Raw genomic sequence first — 18,887 nt, 5'->3', positions numbered from 1 at the left:
TAGTCACGAAGGTTAGCCGCCGCCGCCAGCGGCTCCGCCACCCCCGGTCCCACCGGCCGTTCCACTACCGGATCCCCCACTCCCCGGCAAGTTCTGGCCGCCGGAACCCAGGCCCGGCTGCATCGGCGAGCCCGGGGCCACCGGCGCGGGCTGGTTGGACGACGTCGGCGACGGTGTCGGCGCTGCCGGCGCGGCGACCGACTGCGTCACGCCGTTACCGCAAGCGATGCCCAGGCCGATCGCGGCGGCACCACCAAGAAGCGCCAGCCCCTTCTTCACTACCTGAGATGTCATGTAACCCTCCACTGGATTGTCGGATCTCGTGTCATGCCTAGGTGGCGGTACCCGTTGCCACCGAGCGCAACCGCGATTTCACCCGGTTTCTAGCCACCGTTGGGTCGGGCGGGGACGGATGTCGACGGAAGCAATGTCGGACCCGCCGTCTCAGACGACGTGGGTGGTGACGTTGTCGGCGGCGCACCCACCCGGCCTGTGGCGCCACCCCCGCACGCGACCGCCAGCACCAGCAAGGCCGCACCCCCAAGTAGGGCTAATCCCTTTTTCACAGCATCAAATCTCGTCAAATTGCGCATTCACCCGCGGTACCCGCTCGTGGCAGGCCCAACCGTACGATGGGTCAGCCGAGCGCGGGCAGCACTGTGTCGCTCAGCAACTGGATCGACTTCCACGCCTCATCGACCGGCATGCCGCCGACTAACGGATGCAACACCAGCGGCCCGTAGTCGTCACTGTCGCGGATTTCGGCGATCAGCTCCTCGGGTGTCAGGAAGCGGTATCGGCCGGATGCTCGGACTTCGTCCAGGGTCCGGACACCGGGCAGATGCATCAGTGATCGTTGGTCGGTGGACCATTCCCCGTAAGTGACTGCCTCCCACAGGATGTGCTCGCCGAGTTCGGCCCACGCCCGGTCGGGATCCTCGTGCAGGTAGATCATTCCGCGGTTGATCGGCCCGGGCATCAGGATGAGCGGCTTGATGCCTGCTGTGGCGCACAGTTCGCGGTAGTAGGTGGCGATGTCGGGCAGATGGTCGGCCAGGCTGAGCGGAAGCCCGAATCGCGCGGCCCGCCGCGCAGTGGCGCGGGCACCGCCACCGACGTATAGCGGCGGATGAGGCCGGCTCCAGGTGCCGGTGCAAATCCCTGCGTCTGCCCCGGCGCCCGACCAGACCGCCAGCATCCGTTCGACCAGGCTGTCCATCAGCGCACCGCGCTGGCTGAAATCCATTCCGAGTGAGTCGTATTCGACGGTGCGGTAGCCCAGGCCCACCGTGGTGTGCAGCCGGCCCCGACTCATGTTGTCGACGAGCGCGATGTCTTCGGCGAGCCGTACCGGGTTCCACAACGGCCCCAGTGCGCAGTCCACGCTGGCAATCATCGTCGAGGTTCGCGCCAGGAACATGGCGGCGGCCATAATCGGGTTGCAGCTCCAGCCGTGACCGGTGGCGTGGTGCTCGTCGACGCTGACCGACGTGATGCCGTGCGCCTCACCCCACTGCGCCATTTCGAGCGCGGCGGACAAGAGCCTGCTCTGGGTACGCGGATCTCCTTGTGGCGAGGCGAAATTGAAGCGCAGCACCGTCAAAACCATGTCAGGCTCCGGCTGCGGGCGCGGCGATGGACTCCACGAACGCGGCGAAGTCGGGGAACAACGCTCGGTCGACGATCTCGATGCGGGTGCCGAACGCATCGATGTAGTAGGCGAACATCCCGAACTCGGCGTCCGGTAATTCCCCGGTCATTTCGAAGGTGAAGCCGTTGCGCTCCAACGCGCGCGCAGTCTCGGTGAGGTTGTCGGTGAAATAGCCGATGTGGTGTACCGAGTTGCCCGCTGTGGCGGTCCACGGAGTTCCCGGAACCTCCTGGACCAGTTCGATATGCGGGCTCTGCACGGAGTAGACGATCGTCGAGGTCAGGTCGCGCACTCCGGCCGTGGTGCGAAACGGCAGCGTATAGCGCAGTGGGTTGATCCACCGGTAACCGGCCAGTGCGGTGAGGCGGGCCATGGCGGCGTCGAGGTCGGGCACCACGATGCCGGTGTGATAGAAGTCCTTGGGCTGCAGCACAAATGTCATAGTGATCTCCCTTTCCGTGCCGTCACGAGTTACTCGCTATTTGCCGCGAGAGCCAGGCCCGTTCCCAGAAGTTCGTTGTGCTGCCCAGCAGACTTTCGTGCGCATCCCGCAGCACTTCGCGCGCCCCCGCGTGGCCGGGCTCCGCGGTGGTGACGAGCTCGGCAAGGTGGATGGCGTGCAAAGGTCGGTTTTCGGCGAGGTGTGCTCGTGCTCGGCTGACAAGAGCATCGGTGCCGGCGAGTTCCACCACGTCGGTGCCGACCGCGTCGAACCCGACGGGATACAGCTCGGTGGTCGACCGGTGATGGAACCACCCGGAGTAGTTCTCCCACACCGCCCGCACATCCCAGGAGACTTTTCCATAGCCTTGACCCACTTCGCATTCCACGGGCAACGTGATCTCGCGCATCAGGGTCAGGACATCTTTTCCGGCGTTCATACCGGCCACCGTCTGGTCGTGGATGTACTCGATGGCATTGCGCAGCCGACTGAGCTCCTGGTGAATCCGGTCCGCTCCAGCGATCGGCTCGAAGTGGCCCGTCACCAGCAGCTCCGGCTGCAGGTCGCGGACCCGCTCGACCGACGCGATCGTGGTCAGGGCGTCCCGATAGCGGTCGCCGCGGATCGTGACCAGGTTGGGTATGTGGCCGAAGATGGGCCCGAAAGTGTTTCCGCACAGACATATTCGCTCGTCGGGCAGCCAGATGACCAACGAGTCGGTGGTCTCCCCGCCGGGGACGGAGATCAGCTCCAGTCGGCGTCCACCGACGTCGAGGGTGAGCGTGTCTTCGAAATCGAGGTCGACGGACGGGACGCTCTGGGCGGGTAGCCGCGTGGTACCGAGACGACGCTGGATGGCCTGAATTCCCGTCGCCAACGTGTCGGAGAAGGCGAACGCACTGCGGCTGGCACGGTACCGGATGAGCCGTTCGTTGTCGTCTCGCCATTGGGTCCAGTTCGCTTGGGCGACAACGATTGTGTCGGGATCACGGACGCTGTCCAGGCCGCCGACGTGGTCGACGTGGCCTTGGGTGAAGATGATGTAGCGCACCGGTGAGGAGTCGACGGCGTCGAAGTTGGCCCGATGCACCGGCCCCTCGAAGCCCATGCCGGTGTTGACGATCACCCGACCGTCGCCCGTGGTCAGCAGGTAGGCGTTCGACAGGCCGGGTGAGCACCACAGTCCCTCGGCGATCTGCTCGGCCTGTTCGGCGGACGCGGGCCGCAGGCCGTCCGCGCCGGGCCTGCTGCGGTAGACCGGTTCAAAGTCCTGGGCGCTCATCGATGCTCCTCATTCGGGACGGACGTCGAACCGGTCGAAGTAGAAGTCGAACCGCCCACGCAGTTCGTCGGCCGAGACGCCGAAGTGCCGTTGCAGGTCGTAGCGGATTCGCCCGTGCTTGCCGCGCGGGTTGCCGTCGAGATACTCCTGGAACCGCTTGCGCACCTTCGGTGTCAGTTCGACTCCGCCGCGGCGGTAAAGCTCGTCGAGTATCGGCAATTCGCTGCCGTTCAGCTGGTGGAAGTTGACGTCGATGCTGCGGTCGGACGGCACCAGATCACGGTCGCGGACACACGCGCTCAGCAGTCGGTGCACCCGATCCGTCCAGTACTCCAGAAGCCAGCCCGGATCGATGCTCGTTCGGCGCAGCCGATCCGAGTAAGCCATCATCGTGATCGCGGACTGCACGACCGCGACCGGATCGCGGTGTGTGAACGCAACCGTCGCATCCGGAAACGTCGCCAGCAGCGGGCCGAGCTGCTCGCAATGCTGCGGACTCTTGAGGATCCAGGTCTGCGGGCCCCGCAGAAACGTCAGCGCCTGCAGGACCTTCCTCAAATACGCGTAATGCCGTGTTTGGTCGAGCGCGAGGTAGTAGTCGCGCCAATCCGGCACGCGGGCATGCCATTCCAGGACGTAGCCCGCCAGGTCCAGATCGAGGAGCTCGACCTCCTCCTCGATCGCTTCGGGGTACCGGTCGTGCATCGCGGCCACCACGGGAGCGCTGACCATCAGGGCGTCGTGTTCGGCCTTGGCGCGCGCATAGCGCGGGTCGACACCGAAAATGTCGGGGCCCTCGCCGCGCGCGGGGATCGGCTCCTGGCTTTCCCAATACGGCAAGGCACGCCGGCGCGGATCTGCGGCAATGAGATTCACCAGATGTGTGGTGCCGGAACGCGGCATACCGACCACGATGAAGGGCTTGTCGATCGCAATGGACTCGATCTCGGGATAGCGCTTGATGAGCTCGGTGAGTGACAGGCGGTTTCGCAGCAGCCGTACCACGCGCTGTCGCAACGTCGACCGAGTGAGCTGTCGCAGGCCGTCGTCGGCTTCGATCGCCGCGACGTGAGCGGTTAGGCGGTCCCCGAAACCATCCGTGTCGTCCAGATCGTCGACGCCGGCTTGTTCGACGGCCTCCCCGAACATCCGGTCGACATCGAATTCGATCCGTTTGGCTTCGGTGAATTCCAGAATCTGCCGCTGGACATCGGTCAGCTGCGGCGAGGTCAGATCGTCGAAATCGATGTCAGCGATGTCGGGGCCCGCAGAGCCCATGCGACCGCCTCCTCGCGGTGTCGAATATTCGACGTATCATTCGAAATATGATACGGACGGTAGACGCGGGACAGACGGCTCGTCAACCCGCTTCGCCACCGACCGAGCGCGTGGTCGCGGTCATGCGGCTGCTGGGGTCCCAACCCACGCGAGCGTTCTCCCTCGCGGAGATCACCCGCGAGCTGGGCATCAGTCGCGCTACCGGGCACGCGATATTGACGACGTTGGCGGCCCATCACTGGGTGGTACGTGACATCGACACGGCCGCCTACTCCTGGGGGCCTGGCATCGCGGCGCTGGCGAAGCCGACCGGCGACCGGGTCTTTCGTGGAATCTTGCAGCAGCTCGCCGAATCGTCAGCCGCACAAGCATTTCTGGCACGCCGCGAGGGCAATGTCATCGTCGTGACCGATAGCGCCGGCGAATCCTGCTCCGGGATGCGCATCGACCGCGGACTGCGCATGCCGTTGGTAGCGCCGTTCGGCCGCGACTACATCGCCTGGAGCCCGGCTCCCGCGCAGCGCGCCTGGCTGCAGGGCATGGGCAGGCCGTCCACCGCGCTGTCCCGACGAATCACCGCGGTGCTCAGCGAGATTCGTCATCGCGGGTACACCGTCGAACGGCTCAGCCGCGAATATCTTCAGGTGTATGCGGCACTGCGGGCATTGCGCGATGACGGCGAACCCGACGCGATCACCGCACACCTGGCCCGGGCGTTCGCCGACCTCACGGTGATCGACGTGTTGGACGCCGAGTTCACCGAGGACTCGGCGCACAGTATCGCCACCATTTCCGCTCCGATCGTCGATGACGACGGGGTGGTCGCGATGTCGATCAGCGTCGCACCCTTCACCGACGTGACCGCGTCGGACGCCAGGCGGCTCAGTGAGCAGGTGTGCGCCGCGGCCCGACGGATCGAAGCGCAGATCGCAAGCCCTATAAGTTAGCCAAATCGTCGGGAACGTCGACTTGATGCTCCAGCAGCGCCTCGAGGGGCACCACCTCAAGGGTGCGTTCGTGGGTGCTGGCCAACACGACCGGCGCGGCGCAACCATCGCGGTGAGCCCGCAGCCAATTCAGGGCGGTCACACACCACCGGTCGCCGGGCAGCAGGCCGGGAAAGCGGTATTCGGGAACCGGCGTCAGCAGATCGTTGCCGATGGAACGTTGGTGCTCAAGGAAATCGGCGGTCATCACCGCGCAGATTGTGTGGCGACCGACATCCTCGGCTCCGCTCGAGCAGCAGCCGTCGCGGTAAAAGCCGGTAAGGGGTTCGGTGCCACAAGGCTGCAGCGGGCCGCCGAGCACGTTGCGATCGGACATCTGGTTAGTATCGCGCCGTCGGGGCGAAAGTTAGAAGAGACAGCACCGACTGTGCCCTGCGAATCTGCTGTCCACTGGCCCTACCCAGCCAACCGGAAGGCGACCTCGGTGCGCATCTGGCTCAGCCGGCGAGCCGCGACGGCATCGGTCTCCGCATAGATCCGGGCAATCTCGACCAAGGCGTTGCCGGTCCGCGTCAGCTCCGAGTGCGCGGCGTTGAGTAGAGCCAGCATGTGGGTGGCTTCTGCCCCGAACGCCGCGGCTGCTTGAGCCGAGACCTCTTCGGCGCCGGCGGGAGCCAGCGCGGCCACCGACGGTTCCGCCGCGGCACTGGTCGCAAGTGCTTGCGTCGCGCTGCCGACGATCTGAGTGCCAACGACGGCCACCGCAGGGTCGAAGGACATGGACCGCATCGGCGCACTCCCGGGTCAGCAAAAACAACGTTGGATGCGATAGTAGCAGTGAGCAATTATATCTGTCTACAAAAGTATTACTGTGCTAGATAGGTGGTGGCCGAGTCGTCTTGCGGTGTCCAGGACGAATGGACTCACCCGCCGCGGCAGGGTTAACTCAGGCGATGTCGACGCCCAACCCGCCCGGTTTTCCCGCCGGCCCGCCGCCCGAGGGCTGGCAGCCGCCCGGCTACGTGCCGCCCCCGGGCCCGCCGATATCACCGCAGTCGGGTTATCCCGGTTACCCACCGCAACCCGGCTATGTACCGCCGCAGCCCGGTTACCCGCCGCCACAGCCTGGCTACCCACCTCAGCAGCCATATCCGGGCTATGGCGGGTATCCAGGGGTTGATCCCCAAGCGCCGTTCGGGCGTGATCCCGCCACGGGCGTCCCGCTGTCCGACAAGTCCGGTACCACGGCAGGGTTGTTGCAGCTTTTCTTCGGGGTGTTCGGCATCGGCCGCTTCTACATCGACTCGACCCAGATCGCGGTTGCGCAGCTGATACTCGGCCTCGTCGGACTCGTCCTCAGCCTGTTCTGCTTTATCGCATTGGCGGTCCTCATCGGCAGCGTCGTGTGGGCCATCGTCGATGCGATCATGATGTTCACCGGCAGCGTGAAAGACAACTACGGTCGCAGGCTTCGCTAGTTCACAGATCACGATCAGGTCACAATTGCCATCTCAATAGATTGCAATCGGCGCGTCGAACCGCCTGTGCGACAAGGGAAATCTAGTGTCACTTCGTGAACCGCCGAACGGCCCTGAAGTTGCCCCTGATGCTGGCAGCGGGTGCGGCGCTGACCCAAGCGCCGCGCGCTTTTGCGGAGGCAACACGGTGGTCGCCGGACCGTGCCAACGCGTGGTATCGCGCACAAGGTTGGCTTGTCGGCGCGAACTACATCCCGTCAACCGCGATCAATCAGCTAGAGATGTTTCAGCCGGGAACGTTTGACCCACAACGCATTGACGGTGAGCTGGGCGTGGCCCGCACACTCGGTTTCAACACCATGCGGGTCTTCCTTCACGATCAGTTGTGGGCGACAGACCGCCAGGGCTTCCAAAGCCGTCTGGGCCAGTTTGTCGGAATCGCGTCGCGCCATGGCATCAAGCCGCTCTTCGTCTTGTTCGACTCCTGTTGGGACCCGCTGCCCAAGGCCGGCCCGCAACACGCACCGGTACCGGGAGTGCACAACTCCGGCTGGGTGCAGAGCCCGGGCGCCGAGCGCCTCGGCGATCCCCGCTACGTCCCGGTCATGCAGGACTACGTCACAGGAGTGTTGAGCCAGTTCCGTAATGACGACCGGGTTTTGGGGTGGGACCTGTGGAACGAACCCGACAATCCCGCCAAGGAGTACCGCAAGGTCGAGCGCGCAGACAAGTTGCAGCGGGTGGCCGACCTGCTTCCTCAGGTGTTCCGGTGGGCGCGGGCGGTTGACCCCGCCCAGCCGTTGACCAGCGGTGTGTGGCAGGGATCCTGGGGAGACCCGGGAAGCCGCAGTGCGATCAGTGCCATCCAACTCGACAACGCCGACGTGATCACCTTCCACAACTACGGCAAACCGGCCGAGTTCGAGTCAAAGATCAACGAACTGACGCCGCTGGGGCGACCGATCCTGTGCACCGAGTACATGGCTCGGTCCCAAGGCAGCACCCTGGAAACGATCCTGCCAATTGCCAAGCGACACAACGTCGGTGCATTCAACTGGGGTTTGGTGGCGGGCAAAACCCAGACCTATTTTCCGTGGGACTCGTGGAACCACCCCTACACGGCACCCCCGAAACTGTGGTTCCACGACCTGCTGTTACCCGATGGCCGCCCATACCGGCCGACCGAAATGCAGGCGGCTCGGGGGTTGACCGGCGGCCTGGGCTAGCCCGACGTCACTATTGCCGCACCGTCGCCGCGAGGTTCTCCGCAACCTCACGCTGCCAAGACTTGTTGGCGTGGTTGGTATCCACCTCGATTTCGAAGCGGTCGGTCATCTCCGCGGTGACGTCGGCGGCATCGACGTAGAACTGCTCGTACCAGCGCCGGTGCTGATACACCGCGCCATCCTCCTCGGTGAGCAACGGATTCTCGATGCGTGTCTTGTGCTTCCAGATCTCGACGTCTTCGAGGAAGCCCTCGCCGAACGATCGACTCATCGCGGCGGCGAGCTTGGCCGCCTTGTCTGCCGGCAAGCCGGGAAGTTCCTGAACGGCCACGCCCCACTGCAGCACGAATGAGTTGTGCGTGACCGGATAGTGGCAGTTGATCAGCGCGACTTCGATCGTGAAGTCCGGCGCCACGTCGTTGTGCAACCAGTTGATCATGTAGGCGGGGCCGAAATACGTTGCCTCCGAGCGAAGTTTCGTTCCCTCCCAGAGCTTCTCGTAGTTCTTGGTGGTATCGGGCCGGGCCTTGGACTCCATGATCTGGGTTGCCGTGTGGCCTTCGATGATGTTCTTGAAGAACGTCGGGTACGCGTGGTGGATGTAGAAGAAGTGGGCCATGTCGACGTTGTTGTCGACGATCTCGCGGCAGTGTGATCCCTCGATGAGGATCGAGTTCCACGACCACGGGGACCACTGCCCATCGGCGTACCCGTCGATCGTCGGCGGGAACAGCTCCGGCGCCGGCGTCGACCCCTCGGGATCGTGCCAGACGAGCAATTGGCCGTTGACCTCTCCGGTGGGCCACCGCCGCGTCCGCGCCAATCGGGGTGTGCGCTTGGCGTAGGGCACCAATGAGCAGCGCCCGGTCGAGCCCTGCCAGCGCCAGTCGTGAAACGGGCAGGCTACCGAATCGCCCTTGACGGTCCCCTGGGACAGGTCGCCGCCCATGTGGCGGCAGTACGCGTCGAGGACGTGCACATCGCCGGCCGCGTCGGCAAACACCACCAGACGCGTCCCGAATGCGTTGATCGCGTGGGGTTTTCCGTCGCGGAAGTCTTCGGCCAAGCCGATGCAGTGCCAGCCGCGGGCGAAGCGCGCCATGGGTACGCCGGTGTCGATGTCCCGGACGTCGTCGTTGCCAACCACAGCGATTCCTCCTCAGCCGTCTTCTGCCAGTCGCCGCACCGTGGCGAGGTATTCCTCGACGATGTCGAGAACCACGTCGCGGGAGCGCCGTACCTTGTTGATCGACCCCACGATCTGCCCCGCCGGCGAGCCCGACAACGCACTCGAGCGCGCCCGCATGAACCGCGCCGATGCATCCGCATATACGATGCCCTGCAACGGCATTGGCAGTGGTTCGGGATTGTCGGGGCCTTCCCATGCCTCGGTCCATTCGGTACGGATCTGACGGGCCGGCTTGCCGGTCATCGCGCGCGAACGCACCGTGTCGGAGTACCCGGCCTTCAACAGGTTCTCGACCACCCACGGCTCCGTCGACGCCTCGGCGACCGTCAGCCACAGCGATCCGGTCCAAGCCCCTTGTGCGCCAAGGGCCATCGCGGCCGCCATCTGCCGGCCGTTACCGATGCCGCCGGCGGCCAACACGGGGATGTCCGGCCCGACCTCGTCGACGACCGCGGGCACCAGCACCATCGTGGCGATCTCCCCGGTGTGTCCCCCGGCCTCGCCGCCCTGGGCGATGATCACGTCGACTCCCGCATCGACGTTACGCCGAGCGTGCCGCGGCGAACCGCTCAAAGCGCCTACCAATACCCCCTTTTCGTGGGCGGCCGTGATGGCGTAGGCCGGTGGCGGGCCAAGCGCGTTGACAATCATCGACACCGGGTGACGCAGCGCGACCTCTACCTGCCCCGGCCCCTCGGCCTCCACCCCGAGGCCGGCGGCGATCACCCGCCGCTCGGCGTCCTCCGGCAGCGCAGGCACGCCGTGGTTGGCGAGCACCTTCTCCATGTGTTCGGTGTGGCTGGCCGGAATCAGCTCACGCAACGCATCGAGGCTGAAGGGCTCGCCCTTGCCGACGAACTTTTCCGGCATCGCGAAATCCACCCCATAGGGCCGGCCGCCGACGTGCTCGTCGATCCAGGACAGCTCGACCTCGAGGCGCTCGGCGTTGTAGGCCAACGCGCCCAGCACCCCGTATCCGCCGGCCTTGCTGACCTCGGCGACCACGTCGCGGCAGTGGGAGAACGCAAATAGCGGGAACTCGATGCCGAGACGCTCACAGAGGGAATTCGCCATACTTTCAGTCGCCTTTCTGAGTCACAGCGGGTTCCAACGAGCGGTGCCGTCCATCGCCCGCCGCAGTGTCTGCCTGTTAGCTTCACGCGTCGCGCTGAGGGTGTCGGTCACGATCGGCTCCTACCTGGCCACCATGCCGCCGTCGGCGATGATGGTCTGCCCGGTGATGAAACTCCCAGCGTCGGAGAGCAATAGCAGTGCGGGAGGCACCATCTCGGAGGCGTCGGCGAGCCGCTTCAGCAACGCGGATGCCTTCATCACCTCGATGAACTCCGGCGTGTTGGCCCGCACCATATCGGTGTCGACCGATCCGGGCGCCAAGGCGTTGACCCGAATGCCCTGCGACGCGAACTCTGCGGCCATAGACCGGGTGAACGACACCATCGCGGCCTTGGCCGCCGAATACATCGACGTCGCAGGCGAATAGATGAAGGCACCGGCAGAGACGATGTTGAGGATCGACGCGTGCTCACTTTGGCGCAGGTGCGGCAGCGCCGCCTGGACCAAGAAGACCGGACCTTGCAGGTTGACCGAGAACGACTTGGACCACGCGTGCGGGGTGAACTCACCAAGTGGCAGCGACAGGGCATTGGCGGCGTTGTTGACCACCATGTCGATCCCACCGAACTCCGCGGCGGTGGCGTCGACGAGACGGCCGATGGCGTCCAGGTCGCCCACGTGTGTCGGCACGCCGACGGCCCGACCACCGCCGAGCGCCTGCAGCTTGTCGGCCGCCGCGGCACAGGCATCGGCCTTTCGGCTGGCGACAACCACATTGGCACCGCACTCGACCAATCCCTCGGCGATGGCCAGCCCGATGCCGCGGGTGCCGCCGGTGACGATGGCGGTACGACCGGTGAGGTCGAAGAGTGCGTGCAGCGATTTCATGGCGCCATTACCTTACATCGTGTAAGAAAACTAGGCGAGAGTCACTCGCGCACGCCGATCCCGTGCAGGATCAACGACTTCAGATGCGCGATCAGTTCGGCCTCGCCGAGCGCCTTGTTCACCGAGGTGTGCAGCGTGACCGCACCGCGCATGGTGTCCATCAGCGCACTCCCGTCGACGTCCGACCGCACCAGACCCTCGGCCTTTCCGCGTTCGATCAGTCGGACCCACATCGCCCGGACCGGGGCCATGTAACGCGCTTCGACCTGTTCAACCAAGTCGGGCCGGCTGTAGAGCACGGTCGCGACTCCCGGCATGCCCGCCAAATAGGCAGGATCCGACTGAACGCGGACCATGCCGCTGATCAGGCTGGTCAATGCATCGGCGAACGGGAGTTCGTCGATTGCGGGATATTCGCCGGGGACGGAAAGGATGGCGTCCTCGACCAGCGCGAACTTGCTGCCCCAGTGTTCGTAGACGAACGGTCGCGAGACCCCGGCATGACGCGCGACGCCGGCCAACGTGATTTCTTCATAGCCGTTGGCGATCAACAGTTCCCGGGTGGCCGAGATGACCGCGGCGCGACGCTGCATGTCGCGCGGGCGCCCACGCGCCGCGTCGGACTCGTCGGTTCGGATGGCCGACGTGTCCCGCCGCTCTCGTGCTGCGCCGCTCGGCGTCATCGTCGAACCATACCCACTGACCGGTTGCCGAGGGTTGGAACCGTTGTCCGACGCCAGAGCTTGATGGCCGAACAAGTCGTCGGTCTACCACCAGCACACGGTGAATTGATCAGGCGGGCAATCGAACTGGACGCCATGCGATTTCGGCGCCGACTCAGACCGCGACCTCGTGGTGACGAGTTTGATTGCCCCCGCGTCGTTTGGCTTCATACATGGCGTTGTCGGCGTGAGCGACCACTTGGCGAAACGCTTCGTCGGCATGATCGGTGAGCAGGTCGCGCAACGCCAGGGCGGCGATTCCGACGCTCGCGGTCACGGGGTCGTCGATTGCGGCCACGGCGTCACAGAGGTACAGACCCCACTCGGGTCGCTGTTCTGCCGTCACGATCTCGGCGATCAAGAATTCTTCACCACCGACGCGCCCGACGATGGCGGCGTCGCTGCAGGCTGCGTTCAATGCGCCCGCAACCGCGACGAGCGCCTCATCACCGGCGGCGTGTCCGTGAGTGTCGTTGAGGGTTTTGAACCGGTCCAGGTCGATCATCGCCACCATCAAAAACGTGTGGTTGGCGCCGCCGATCATCCGCCCCACAATCTCCCGATCGCAGGCGCGCCGATTCAGCAGGCCGGTCAACGGGTCGCGGTTGGCACGCAATAAGTCAACCGAGAGTGCGCGCACGACGATCTGGATGGCCAGGGGGACGACCGCATTGAGTTCGAGGACCAGAAAGCAGCCGGTGAACGCCAGCATCGCTTCCCCCGCGGCGGCTAAACGCACCGCTTCCACCGTCGCAATGGCACAGGCCAGGCCGAAATTCAGGGCCATGTACTTAGCGGTATGGAAGAACGCGAGGTAACCGCCGGGGACCGCCATGGCCGAGCATGCCATCAGCCCGACCAGCGGCTGGGGCTGCCAAATGCAGCCGAGGCCGATGATCACACTGCCGGTCAGAATGAACAAAAGGGATTGCCGCCGGGTGGGCCACCCGCGCAACCACATCGAGGCCATGCCCAGCCCGATCGCCGCGGCCAAGATCGAATAAGCCATCGCTACGGGCCGCAACGGCAAGGTCGGACCCAACCACACGTTGGCCGGCACGAGCACCAACGAGCCCGCGACCGCAGCCAGCAGCTTGCGTGTGTTGGAACCCAGCCCGTGCGACTGCAAATAGTCGGTCAGCCAATCGAAATGGTGGTCCTGCTCCCACCACGTCGCCAGCCGCGTCATCATCCTGCCCCTCCCGCACCTCACTAGCCCCGCGAACTACGCGGCCGGCCACCGCCGAGTGAGTTGGGTCACAGTAAATACGATTGCGGGTTACAAATGCCTCGAATCGCCGGGAAATCCGCAGTGGATAGCCGCGCTGGCAACGTGCCAACCGGGCGCGGCGGCGGGTCGAGGCTTCGTGGTGCTGGCAATCACGCGATTCTTCGCGGGAAGCTGTTGGCGGTGGCGGAGGGATTTGAACCCTCGGACGGTTTTAGCCGTCACACGCTTTCGAGGCGTGCTCCTTAGGCCGCTCGGACACGCCACCGCCGAGCAGCTTACAGAACCAGGAGCCACTCACCCCAATCGCTGGCGGGCGAAGAACTCCTCCAGCGGCGCGGCGCACTCCGCGGCGAGCACACCGCCACGCACCTCGGGGCGGTGATTGAGCCGACGGTCGCGGACCACGTCCCACAACGACCCGACCGCACCGGTCTTGGGCTCCCACGCGCCGAACACCAGCCGCGCGACACGCGCCAGCACCAGCGCTCCCGCGCACATCGTGCACGGTTCGACGGTGACCGCCAGCGTGGCTCCCTCCAGCCGCCACCCATCGCCCAGCACGGTGGCCGCTGCGCGGATCGCCAAGACTTCCGCGTGCGCCGTCGGATCACCAAGGGCCTCACGGGCATTCACCGCGCGGGCCAGTTCGGTTCCGTCGGCGCCGACAATCACCGCACCGATCGGCACATCGCGAGGGCCGGCCGTTGCGGCGGCCGCCAGCGCGGCACGGATCAGCTCTTCGTCAGTCCTCACCGAACCAGGCGGTCGATCACCGACCGAGGCGGTCGATCACCGCCGACAGCTGGTCGGCAAAGCCCATCTCGCGAGCGATGCGGCCCAACTGCTCATCGGCGTAGAGGTCGGATTCGTCGAGGATGACACCGAGAACGGCCTCGGGCAGGCCGATATCGGACAGCAGCCCGAGATCGCCTTCTTCGAACGGTTCCGAGTCCTCGAGGTCCTCGGGATCGATGTCGGCGTCCAGGCTGTCCAGAACCTCGGCGGCAATGTCGTAATCCAATGCGGCCGTGGCGTCCGACAGCAACAACCGGGTTCCCGACGGCGCCGGGCGCACGATGACGAAGAACTCGTCGTCGATGTCGAGAAGACCAAAGACCGCGCCCGCACTGCGCAGTTCACGCAGCTCTGTCTCGGCCGCAGCCAGACTCGTCAGCGAATTGGGGGCCATCACAGAACACCGCCATTGGCCCTCTTCGCGCACAACGGCCACGCCAAAGCCGTCCGGTGTATCCACGGACGGGCCTTGCGTTGCGACCCGCTCTCGTCCCATGGGCGCCTACGCTAGTCGCTGACCAGGCGGCTTGACCAGACAGCGCAGACCAGCAAGGGGACCTCCAGGCGCCGTTGTCGATCCGACTGTGCCAACCTAGGTCTGTGTCGTGGACGGCGACTGGGACCGGGAACAAGCCCCCGGTGTGTGTCCTCGGGTTGGGGCTTATCGGCGGTTCGCTCATGCGCGCGGCCGCGGCAGCCGGCCGGGACGTGTTCGGCTACAACCGTTCGGTAGAGGGCGCGCGCGGCGCACTCGCCGACGGCTTTGCCGCATCGACCGAGCTCGCCGACACGTTGACGCGCGCTGCCGATACCGGGGCCATGATCGTGCTGGCGGTCCCGATGCCCGCCCTGCCGGCGATGCTCGCCCACGTCGCCGACCTGGCCCCGAAATGCCCCCTCACGGACGTCACCAGCGTCAAAGCGGCGGTGCTCGACGAGGTGGTCGCGGCCGGTCTGCAGGACCGTTTTGTCGGCGGCCACCCGATGACGGGCACCGAGAGCTCGGGGTGGGCGGCCGGCCATGCCGGATTGTTCACCGCGGCACCGTGGGTGGTCAGCGTCGACGACCACGTGGACCCGGTCGTCTGGTGGATGGTGATGACGCTGGCGCTGGATTGCGGGGCGGTCGTGGTGCCGGCCAGATCCGACGAACACGACGCCGCGGCGGCCGCCATCTCGCATCTGCCGCACCTGCTCGCCGAGGCGCTGGCGGTGACGGCCGCGGAGGTGCCGCTGGCCTTCGCACTGGCCGCCGGGTCCTTCCGGGACGGCACCAGGGTGGCGGGCAGCGCGCCGGACCTGGTGCGCGCGATGTGCGAAGGCAACACCGCCCATCTGCTCACGGCGGTCGACCGGGTAATGGACTTGCTCAGCCGTGCCCGCGACTCGCTCGATTGGGACAACTCGGTGGCCGAACTCGTCGAGGCGGGACATGCCGCGCGAACGCGCTACGACCGCTTCCCACGCTCCGACATCTTCACCGTCACGATCGGCGCGGACGGCTGGCGCCAAGAGCTGGCCGCCGCCGGCCGGGCGGGCGGGGTGATCAGATCCGCTCTGCCAATCCGGGATAGTCCACGATGAACCCGTCGGCATCGACGCTCACCGTGGTGTCGGCGACCGGTGAATGCAGTTTGATGCCTTCACCGCCGCCGGAACTGGCGTAACTCACCGTGGCCGGGGTGACGGTCATGTCCGGCACGTTGACGTAGACCACCGGCAGCGTGATGGTTTCGGCCCGCTCGTGCAGCCCCAGCCGCCGGATGGGCAACGCGTTGAAGAACGGGCTGAATACGACGTCGACGTCGAGTGCGCCGTTGTACCCCTCACGACGCTCGCCCTGGTGGTCGGTGACCATCCACATGTTCTCTTCGTCGCGGGAGATGGCAAGCTGGCGCTCCCGCTCGGCCAGGGTGATCGTCAGCCCGAACCTCTTCGTTGCTCCGGTTTCGTCGGTCTGCACTTCGTAGAAAGCCCCGAATGCCGGGTTCGTCGCGGTAGCCGCGGCCACGATACGTCCGGCCGCTCTAATCCGCTTGCCGGACACCTGTACTCGCACCGATTCCATGCGCGAGATGTCCGGTGCGCGCCAGGTCAGCATTGCGGGCCAGACACTGCCGGCCGGGTCAGAGGGGCTGTTCACACTCCCTACCGTAAGACGTGCCCACCCGCCGCGGCAGGCTGGTCGGCAACTGGGTCCGCCGTCACATCGATTCGACGGTGAGGCCTGCGCAATCGGCCGGTGCCGGGCACCGAAACCCAGACCGCGATTGCCAGCAGGCCGTCGAGGATCAGCGCGAGCCCGGCCACCATCACCGCGCCGACCAAGGCGAGTTGAAATTCGCGTTCTTTGATGCCGTCGATCAGGTAGCGGCCAAGCCCACCGAGACTGGCATAAGCGGCCACCGTCGCGGTGGCAACGACCTGCAGGGTTGCGTTACGCAGCCCGCCGAGAATCAGCGGCATCGCGTTGGGCGTCTCGACGCGCAGCAGCACCTGGGCCTCCGTCATGCCCATCGCCCGGGCGGCGTCGACCACCACCGGGTCGACGTTGGCGATCCCCGCGTAGGTGCCGGCCAGCAGCGACGGCACACCGAGCAGCATCAGGGCAACCAGCGGCGGCCCGAGGCCGAGGCCGAACATCAACACACCCAGCAGCAGCACGCCGAGTGTCGGCAATGAGCGCAGCCCGTTGACCGCACCCACCACCAGCAGCGTGCCGCGGCCCGTGTGCCCGATGACCATCCCGATCGGGATCGCGATCAACGCCGATGCGCCCACCGCCAGGGCGGTGTACTCCAGGTGCTCCAAGATGCGCGCCGCGAGGCCGACCGGACCGGTCCAGTTGTCGACGGTCAGCAGATAGGACACCGCTTGCTGGACGAAGTTCATCGTGCACCACCGACGACGGGAGCTACCACGGACCGCCGGCGCGTGACCGCACCCGCGTGGGACCAGGGGGTGGCGAGCCGGCCGGCCAGCACGATCGACATGTCGATCACGACGGCCAGTACGAACAGCGCGATGATGCCGGCCAGGATCTGATCGCTCTTGTCGGTCTGATACCCCTCGGTGAACCAGGTGCCCAGGCCGCCGATGCCGATCACCGAACCGACCGACACCATCGCGATATTGGTCACCACGACCACCCGCAACCCCGCGATCATGACCGGGATCGACAGCGGCAGCTCAACTTTCAGGATCCGTTTGACGGAGGAGTAGCCGACAGCGGTGGCGGCGTCGCGGACCTGAGCCGGCACCGCGTCCAAGGCCTCGAGCACCGCGCGCACCATCAGCGCGGCGGTGTACGCGGTGAGCGCGACGAGGACGTTGGCCTCGTCCAGGATTCGGGTTCCGATAAGCACCGGCAGGGCCACGAACAACGCCAGCGACGGCACGGTGAACACCACACTGGCGGTCGCCGTCGTCAGCCGCCGCGCAATCGGTGCACGCTGGACCAGCACCCCCAGCGGGACCGCGATCAACAGCCCAATCAGCACCGGTACCAACGACAACCGCAGATGGATCACCGTCAGCGTCCAGGCGTCGCCGAGATGGGTGAGCAGATAATGCATGGTCAGATCCGCCGCTGCGATTCGACCGCGGCCAGTACGTCGGCAGCCAACACACCGCCGATGACCTTGCCTTGCCCGTCGACGGCGATCCCCACCGTCGACGGCGACGACAATGCCGCGTCCAGTGCGTGGCTGAGATTGCCGCCGGGCCGGAACAAGGCACTGATACCGCTCATGCTGTCGGTCAACGACGCGCCTGAGCCGTGGCGTCGCAGGCCCTCGCCGTCGATCCAGCCCAGCGGACGGCCGTCGTCGTCGACCACCACCGCCCACCCGGTCAGCCGACGATCGGTGAGACCACTGACCGGGAGCGTGTCGACGGCGTGCAGCGGCAGGCCATTCGCCTCGATCAGCTGCAGCCACCGGTAGCCGCGGCCCAGGCCGATGAATTTCGACACGAAATCGTTGGCCGGCCGTGAAAGTAGTTGGGTGGGTTCGTCGTACTGCTGCAGTGCGCCGCCGCGGCCAAAGATCGCGACCCGGTCGGCGAGTTTGAGCGCCTCGTCGATGTCGTGCGTGACAAACACGATCGTCTTGTGCAGTTCGCTTTGCAGACGCAGTATTTCGTTCTGCAGTTCGAGACGAACCACGGGGTCGACGGCCGAGAATGGCTCGTCCATCAACAGGATTGGCGGATCGGCGGCCAATGCGCGTGCCACGCCGACGCGTTGTTGTTCGCCGCCGGAGAGTTGCGCGGGATAACGGTTGGCAAGTTTGGCGTCCAGCCCGACGCGTTCTAACACCTCGTAGGCCGCCTTGCGGGCATCCCGGCGCGATTGCCCCCGCAGCACGGGCACGGTCGCGACGTTGTCGATCACCCGCTGATGCGGCATCAGCCCGGCGTGCTGGATCACGTAACCGATTCCGAGCCGCAGCTGCACCGGGTTGACGCCCCGGACGTCCTGGCCGTCGACGGTAATGGTGCCCGACGTCGGCTCGACCATTCGGTTGATCATGCGCAGCGCGGTGGTCTTGCCGCTCCCGGAGGAACCGACGAACACCGTCAGCTCGCCGTTGGGAACCACCAAACTCAGCCGATGGACGGCGGTGGTGCCGTCGGCGAATGTCTTGCAGACATCGTCGAAGACGATCACCGTCCTACCCCCTCG

The 18,887-nt window shown here is 65.9% G+C and carries 22 protein-coding genes and 1 tRNA gene; 4 read left to right on the top strand and 19 right to left on the bottom strand.

Translation table 11 applies throughout. From position 1 onward, the window contains the following. Window positions 1-12: 12 nt before the first annotated feature. The 5 genes from ACAG21_RS19095 to ACAG21_RS19075 all read right to left on the bottom strand — a co-directional run bounded on the left by ACAG21_RS19095 (window position 13) and on the right by ACAG21_RS19075 (window position 4,653). A complete protein-coding gene (locus tag ACAG21_RS19095; RefSeq protein WP_370497808.1) occupies window positions 13-294 on the bottom strand; it encodes a hypothetical protein in 282 nt (93 codons plus the stop codon). A gap of 343 nt (window positions 295-637) precedes the next feature. Beyond that, window positions 638-1,609, bottom strand: a complete 972-nt coding sequence (locus tag ACAG21_RS19090; protein ID WP_370497807.1) for an LLM class flavin-dependent oxidoreductase — start codon at window positions 1,607-1,609, stop codon at window positions 638-640. Between the two features lies 1 nt (window position 1,610). After that, window positions 1,611-2,093: a VOC family protein gene (locus ACAG21_RS19085; RefSeq protein ID WP_370497806.1), complete on the bottom strand. Its 483-nt coding sequence runs from the start codon at window positions 2,091-2,093 to the stop codon at window positions 1,611-1,613. 22 nt (window positions 2,094-2,115) lie between these two features. Further along, window positions 2,116-3,375, bottom strand: a complete 1,260-nt coding sequence (locus tag ACAG21_RS19080; protein WP_370497805.1) for an MBL fold metallo-hydrolase — start codon at window positions 3,373-3,375, stop codon at window positions 2,116-2,118. Between the two features lie 9 nt (window positions 3,376-3,384). After that, window positions 3,385-4,653 carry a sulfotransferase gene (locus tag ACAG21_RS19075; RefSeq protein WP_370497804.1) on the bottom strand — a complete coding sequence of 423 codons (1,269 nt, stop codon included), beginning with the start codon at window positions 4,651-4,653 and terminating at the stop codon, window positions 3,385-3,387. Window positions 4,654-4,700: 47 nt separating this feature from the next. On the opposite strand from ACAG21_RS19075, the gene ACAG21_RS19070 reads away from it, so the two are divergent. Further along, window positions 4,701-5,600, top strand: a complete 900-nt coding sequence (locus ACAG21_RS19070; RefSeq protein ID WP_370497803.1) for a helix-turn-helix domain-containing protein — start codon at window positions 4,701-4,703, stop codon at window positions 5,598-5,600. On the opposite strand, the gene ACAG21_RS19065 is transcribed toward ACAG21_RS19070, so the two are convergent. Both ACAG21_RS19065 and ACAG21_RS19060 read right to left on the bottom strand, forming a co-directional pair. Next, the gene (locus ACAG21_RS19065) at window positions 5,590-5,976 is read right to left on the bottom strand and encodes a DUF2237 family protein (protein WP_096290518.1); all 387 of its coding nucleotides are present in this window, start codon (window positions 5,974-5,976) and stop codon (window positions 5,590-5,592) included. The two genes, ACAG21_RS19070 and ACAG21_RS19065, sit on opposite strands and share 11 nt — an antisense overlap. An 80-nt stretch (window positions 5,977-6,056) precedes the next feature. After that, the gene (locus tag ACAG21_RS19060) at window positions 6,057-6,389 is read right to left on the bottom strand and encodes a PE domain-containing protein (RefSeq protein ID WP_370497802.1); all 333 of its coding nucleotides are present in this window, start codon (window positions 6,387-6,389) and stop codon (window positions 6,057-6,059) included. Window positions 6,390-6,553: 164 nt separating this feature from the next. Between ACAG21_RS19060 and ACAG21_RS19055 the strand changes: the two genes are divergently transcribed. Further along, window positions 6,554-7,078 (top strand): NINE protein, encoded by a 525-nt coding sequence (locus ACAG21_RS19055; RefSeq protein WP_370497801.1) that lies wholly within the window; start codon window positions 6,554-6,556, stop codon window positions 7,076-7,078. 95 nt (window positions 7,079-7,173) lie between these two features. Beyond that, a complete protein-coding gene (locus ACAG21_RS19050; RefSeq protein ID WP_370497800.1) occupies window positions 7,174-8,304 on the top strand; it encodes a cellulase family glycosylhydrolase in 1,131 nt (376 codons plus the stop codon). A gap of 10 nt (window positions 8,305-8,314) precedes the next feature. Here ACAG21_RS19050 and ACAG21_RS19045 read toward each other — a convergent pair whose 3' ends face one another. The 8 genes from ACAG21_RS19045 to ACAG21_RS19010 all read right to left on the bottom strand — a co-directional run bounded on the left by ACAG21_RS19045 (window position 8,315) and on the right by ACAG21_RS19010 (window position 14,699). Next, window positions 8,315-9,406: a Rieske 2Fe-2S domain-containing protein gene (locus tag ACAG21_RS19045; RefSeq protein WP_370497839.1), complete on the bottom strand. Its 1,092-nt coding sequence runs from the start codon at window positions 9,404-9,406 to the stop codon at window positions 8,315-8,317. A gap of 57 nt (window positions 9,407-9,463) precedes the next feature. Beyond that, window positions 9,464-10,567: a nitronate monooxygenase gene (locus tag ACAG21_RS19040; RefSeq protein ID WP_370497799.1), complete on the bottom strand. Its 1,104-nt coding sequence runs from the start codon at window positions 10,565-10,567 to the stop codon at window positions 9,464-9,466. 120 nt (window positions 10,568-10,687) lie between these two features. Next, on the bottom strand, window positions 10,688-11,455 hold the full coding sequence (locus tag ACAG21_RS19035; protein ID WP_370497798.1) for an SDR family NAD(P)-dependent oxidoreductase: 768 nt from the start codon (window positions 11,453-11,455) through the stop codon (window positions 10,688-10,690). 41 nt (window positions 11,456-11,496) lie between these two features. After that, window positions 11,497-12,138 (bottom strand): TetR/AcrR family transcriptional regulator, encoded by a 642-nt coding sequence (locus ACAG21_RS19030; RefSeq protein ID WP_370497797.1) that lies wholly within the window; start codon window positions 12,136-12,138, stop codon window positions 11,497-11,499. 154 nt (window positions 12,139-12,292) lie between these two features. After that, a complete protein-coding gene (locus tag ACAG21_RS19025) occupies window positions 12,293-13,366 on the bottom strand; it encodes a GGDEF domain-containing protein (RefSeq protein ID WP_370497838.1) in 1,074 nt (357 codons plus the stop codon). Window positions 13,367-13,583: 217 nt separating this feature from the next. Then, window positions 13,584-13,673 (bottom strand) — tRNA-Ser (locus tag ACAG21_RS19020). A gap of 29 nt (window positions 13,674-13,702) precedes the next feature. Next, window positions 13,703-14,161, bottom strand: a complete 459-nt coding sequence (locus ACAG21_RS19015) for a nucleoside deaminase (protein WP_370497796.1) — start codon at window positions 14,159-14,161, stop codon at window positions 13,703-13,705. A 16-nt stretch (window positions 14,162-14,177) separates the two neighbouring features. Continuing rightward, window positions 14,178-14,699: a tRNA adenosine deaminase-associated protein gene (locus ACAG21_RS19010; protein WP_370497795.1), complete on the bottom strand. Its 522-nt coding sequence runs from the start codon at window positions 14,697-14,699 to the stop codon at window positions 14,178-14,180. Window positions 14,700-14,842: 143 nt separating this feature from the next. On the opposite strand from ACAG21_RS19010, the gene ACAG21_RS19005 reads away from it, so the two are divergent. Continuing rightward, window positions 14,843-15,787 carry a prephenate dehydrogenase gene (locus ACAG21_RS19005; RefSeq protein ID WP_370497837.1) on the top strand — a complete coding sequence of 315 codons (945 nt, stop codon included), beginning with the start codon at window positions 14,843-14,845 and terminating at the stop codon, window positions 15,785-15,787. Here ACAG21_RS19005 and ACAG21_RS19000 read toward each other — a convergent pair. From ACAG21_RS19000 to ACAG21_RS18985, 4 genes are read right to left on the bottom strand one after another with little or no spacing between them, the layout of a single operon-like run. Further along, window positions 15,750-16,304 (bottom strand): putative glycolipid-binding domain-containing protein, encoded by a 555-nt coding sequence (locus tag ACAG21_RS19000; RefSeq protein ID WP_370497836.1) that lies wholly within the window; start codon window positions 16,302-16,304, stop codon window positions 15,750-15,752. The two genes, ACAG21_RS19005 and ACAG21_RS19000, sit on opposite strands and share 38 nt — an antisense overlap. 47 nt (window positions 16,305-16,351) lie before the next feature. Then, a complete protein-coding gene (locus ACAG21_RS18995; RefSeq protein WP_370497794.1) occupies window positions 16,352-17,095 on the bottom strand; it encodes an ABC transporter permease in 744 nt (247 codons plus the stop codon). Beyond that, window positions 17,092-17,778, bottom strand: coding sequence for an ABC transporter permease (locus tag ACAG21_RS18990; RefSeq protein WP_370497793.1), 687 nt, complete (start codon window positions 17,776-17,778; stop codon window positions 17,092-17,094). The genes ACAG21_RS18995 and ACAG21_RS18990 overlap by 4 nt, the downstream gene beginning before the upstream one ends. Before the next feature lie 2 nt (window positions 17,779-17,780). Further along, complete coding sequence (locus ACAG21_RS18985; RefSeq protein ID WP_370497792.1) at window positions 17,781-18,872, bottom strand: ABC transporter ATP-binding protein; 1,092 nt, start codon at window positions 18,870-18,872, stop codon at window positions 17,781-17,783. Window positions 18,873-18,887: the final 15 nt, after the last annotated feature.

Source organism: Mycobacterium sp. pR1184 (assembly GCF_041287235.1).
GTDB lineage: Bacteria > Actinomycetota > Actinomycetes > Mycobacteriales > Mycobacteriaceae > Mycobacterium.
This window is presented reverse-complemented; position numbering and strand designations above follow the sequence as displayed.

What these genes read in the sequence shown, in the direction of transcription:
- ACAG21_RS19095 (WP_370497808.1), bottom strand. Translation starts at nt 294, where the DNA reads ATGACATCTCAGGTAGTGAAGAAGGGGCTGGCGCTTCTTGGTGGTGCC.
- ACAG21_RS19090 (WP_370497807.1), bottom strand. Translation starts at nt 1,609, where the DNA reads ATGGTTTTGACGGTGCTGCGCTTCAATTTCGCCTCGCCACAAGGAGAT.
- ACAG21_RS19085 (WP_370497806.1), bottom strand. Translation starts at nt 2,093, where the DNA reads ATGACATTTGTGCTGCAGCCCAAGGACTTCTATCACACCGGCATCGTG.
- ACAG21_RS19080 (WP_370497805.1), bottom strand. Translation starts at nt 3,375, where the DNA reads ATGAGCGCCCAGGACTTTGAACCGGTCTACCGCAGCAGGCCCGGCGCG.
- ACAG21_RS19075 (WP_370497804.1), bottom strand. Translation starts at nt 4,653, where the DNA reads ATGGGCTCTGCGGGCCCCGACATCGCTGACATCGATTTCGACGATCTG.
- ACAG21_RS19070 (WP_370497803.1), top strand. Translation starts at nt 4,701, where the DNA reads ATGATACGGACGGTAGACGCGGGACAGACGGCTCGTCAACCCGCTTCG.
- ACAG21_RS19065 (WP_096290518.1), bottom strand. Translation starts at nt 5,976, where the DNA reads ATGTCCGATCGCAACGTGCTCGGCGGCCCGCTGCAGCCTTGTGGCACC.
- ACAG21_RS19060 (WP_370497802.1), bottom strand. Translation starts at nt 6,389, where the DNA reads ATGCGGTCCATGTCCTTCGACCCTGCGGTGGCCGTCGTTGGCACTCAG.
- ACAG21_RS19055 (WP_370497801.1), top strand. Translation starts at nt 6,554, where the DNA reads ATGTCGACGCCCAACCCGCCCGGTTTTCCCGCCGGCCCGCCGCCCGAG.
- ACAG21_RS19045 (WP_370497839.1), bottom strand. Translation starts at nt 9,406, where the DNA reads ATGGCGCGCTTCGCCCGCGGCTGGCACTGCATCGGCTTGGCCGAAGAC.
- ACAG21_RS19040 (WP_370497799.1), bottom strand. Translation starts at nt 10,567, where the DNA reads ATGGCGAATTCCCTCTGTGAGCGTCTCGGCATCGAGTTCCCGCTATTT.
- ACAG21_RS19035 (WP_370497798.1), bottom strand. Translation starts at nt 11,455, where the DNA reads ATGAAATCGCTGCACGCACTCTTCGACCTCACCGGTCGTACCGCCATC.
- ACAG21_RS19030 (WP_370497797.1), bottom strand. Translation starts at nt 12,138, where the DNA reads ATGACGCCGAGCGGCGCAGCACGAGAGCGGCGGGACACGTCGGCCATC.
- ACAG21_RS19025 (WP_370497838.1), bottom strand. Translation starts at nt 13,366, where the DNA reads ATGACGCGGCTGGCGACGTGGTGGGAGCAGGACCACCATTTCGATTGG.
- ACAG21_RS19010 (WP_370497795.1), bottom strand. Translation starts at nt 14,699, where the DNA reads ATGGGACGAGAGCGGGTCGCAACGCAAGGCCCGTCCGTGGATACACCG.
- ACAG21_RS19000 (WP_370497836.1), bottom strand. Translation starts at nt 16,304, where the DNA reads ATGCTGACCTGGCGCGCACCGGACATCTCGCGCATGGAATCGGTGCGA.
- ACAG21_RS18995 (WP_370497794.1), bottom strand. Translation starts at nt 17,095, where the DNA reads ATGAACTTCGTCCAGCAAGCGGTGTCCTATCTGCTGACCGTCGACAAC.
- ACAG21_RS18990 (WP_370497793.1), bottom strand. Translation starts at nt 17,778, where the DNA reads ATGCATTATCTGCTCACCCATCTCGGCGACGCCTGGACGCTGACGGTG.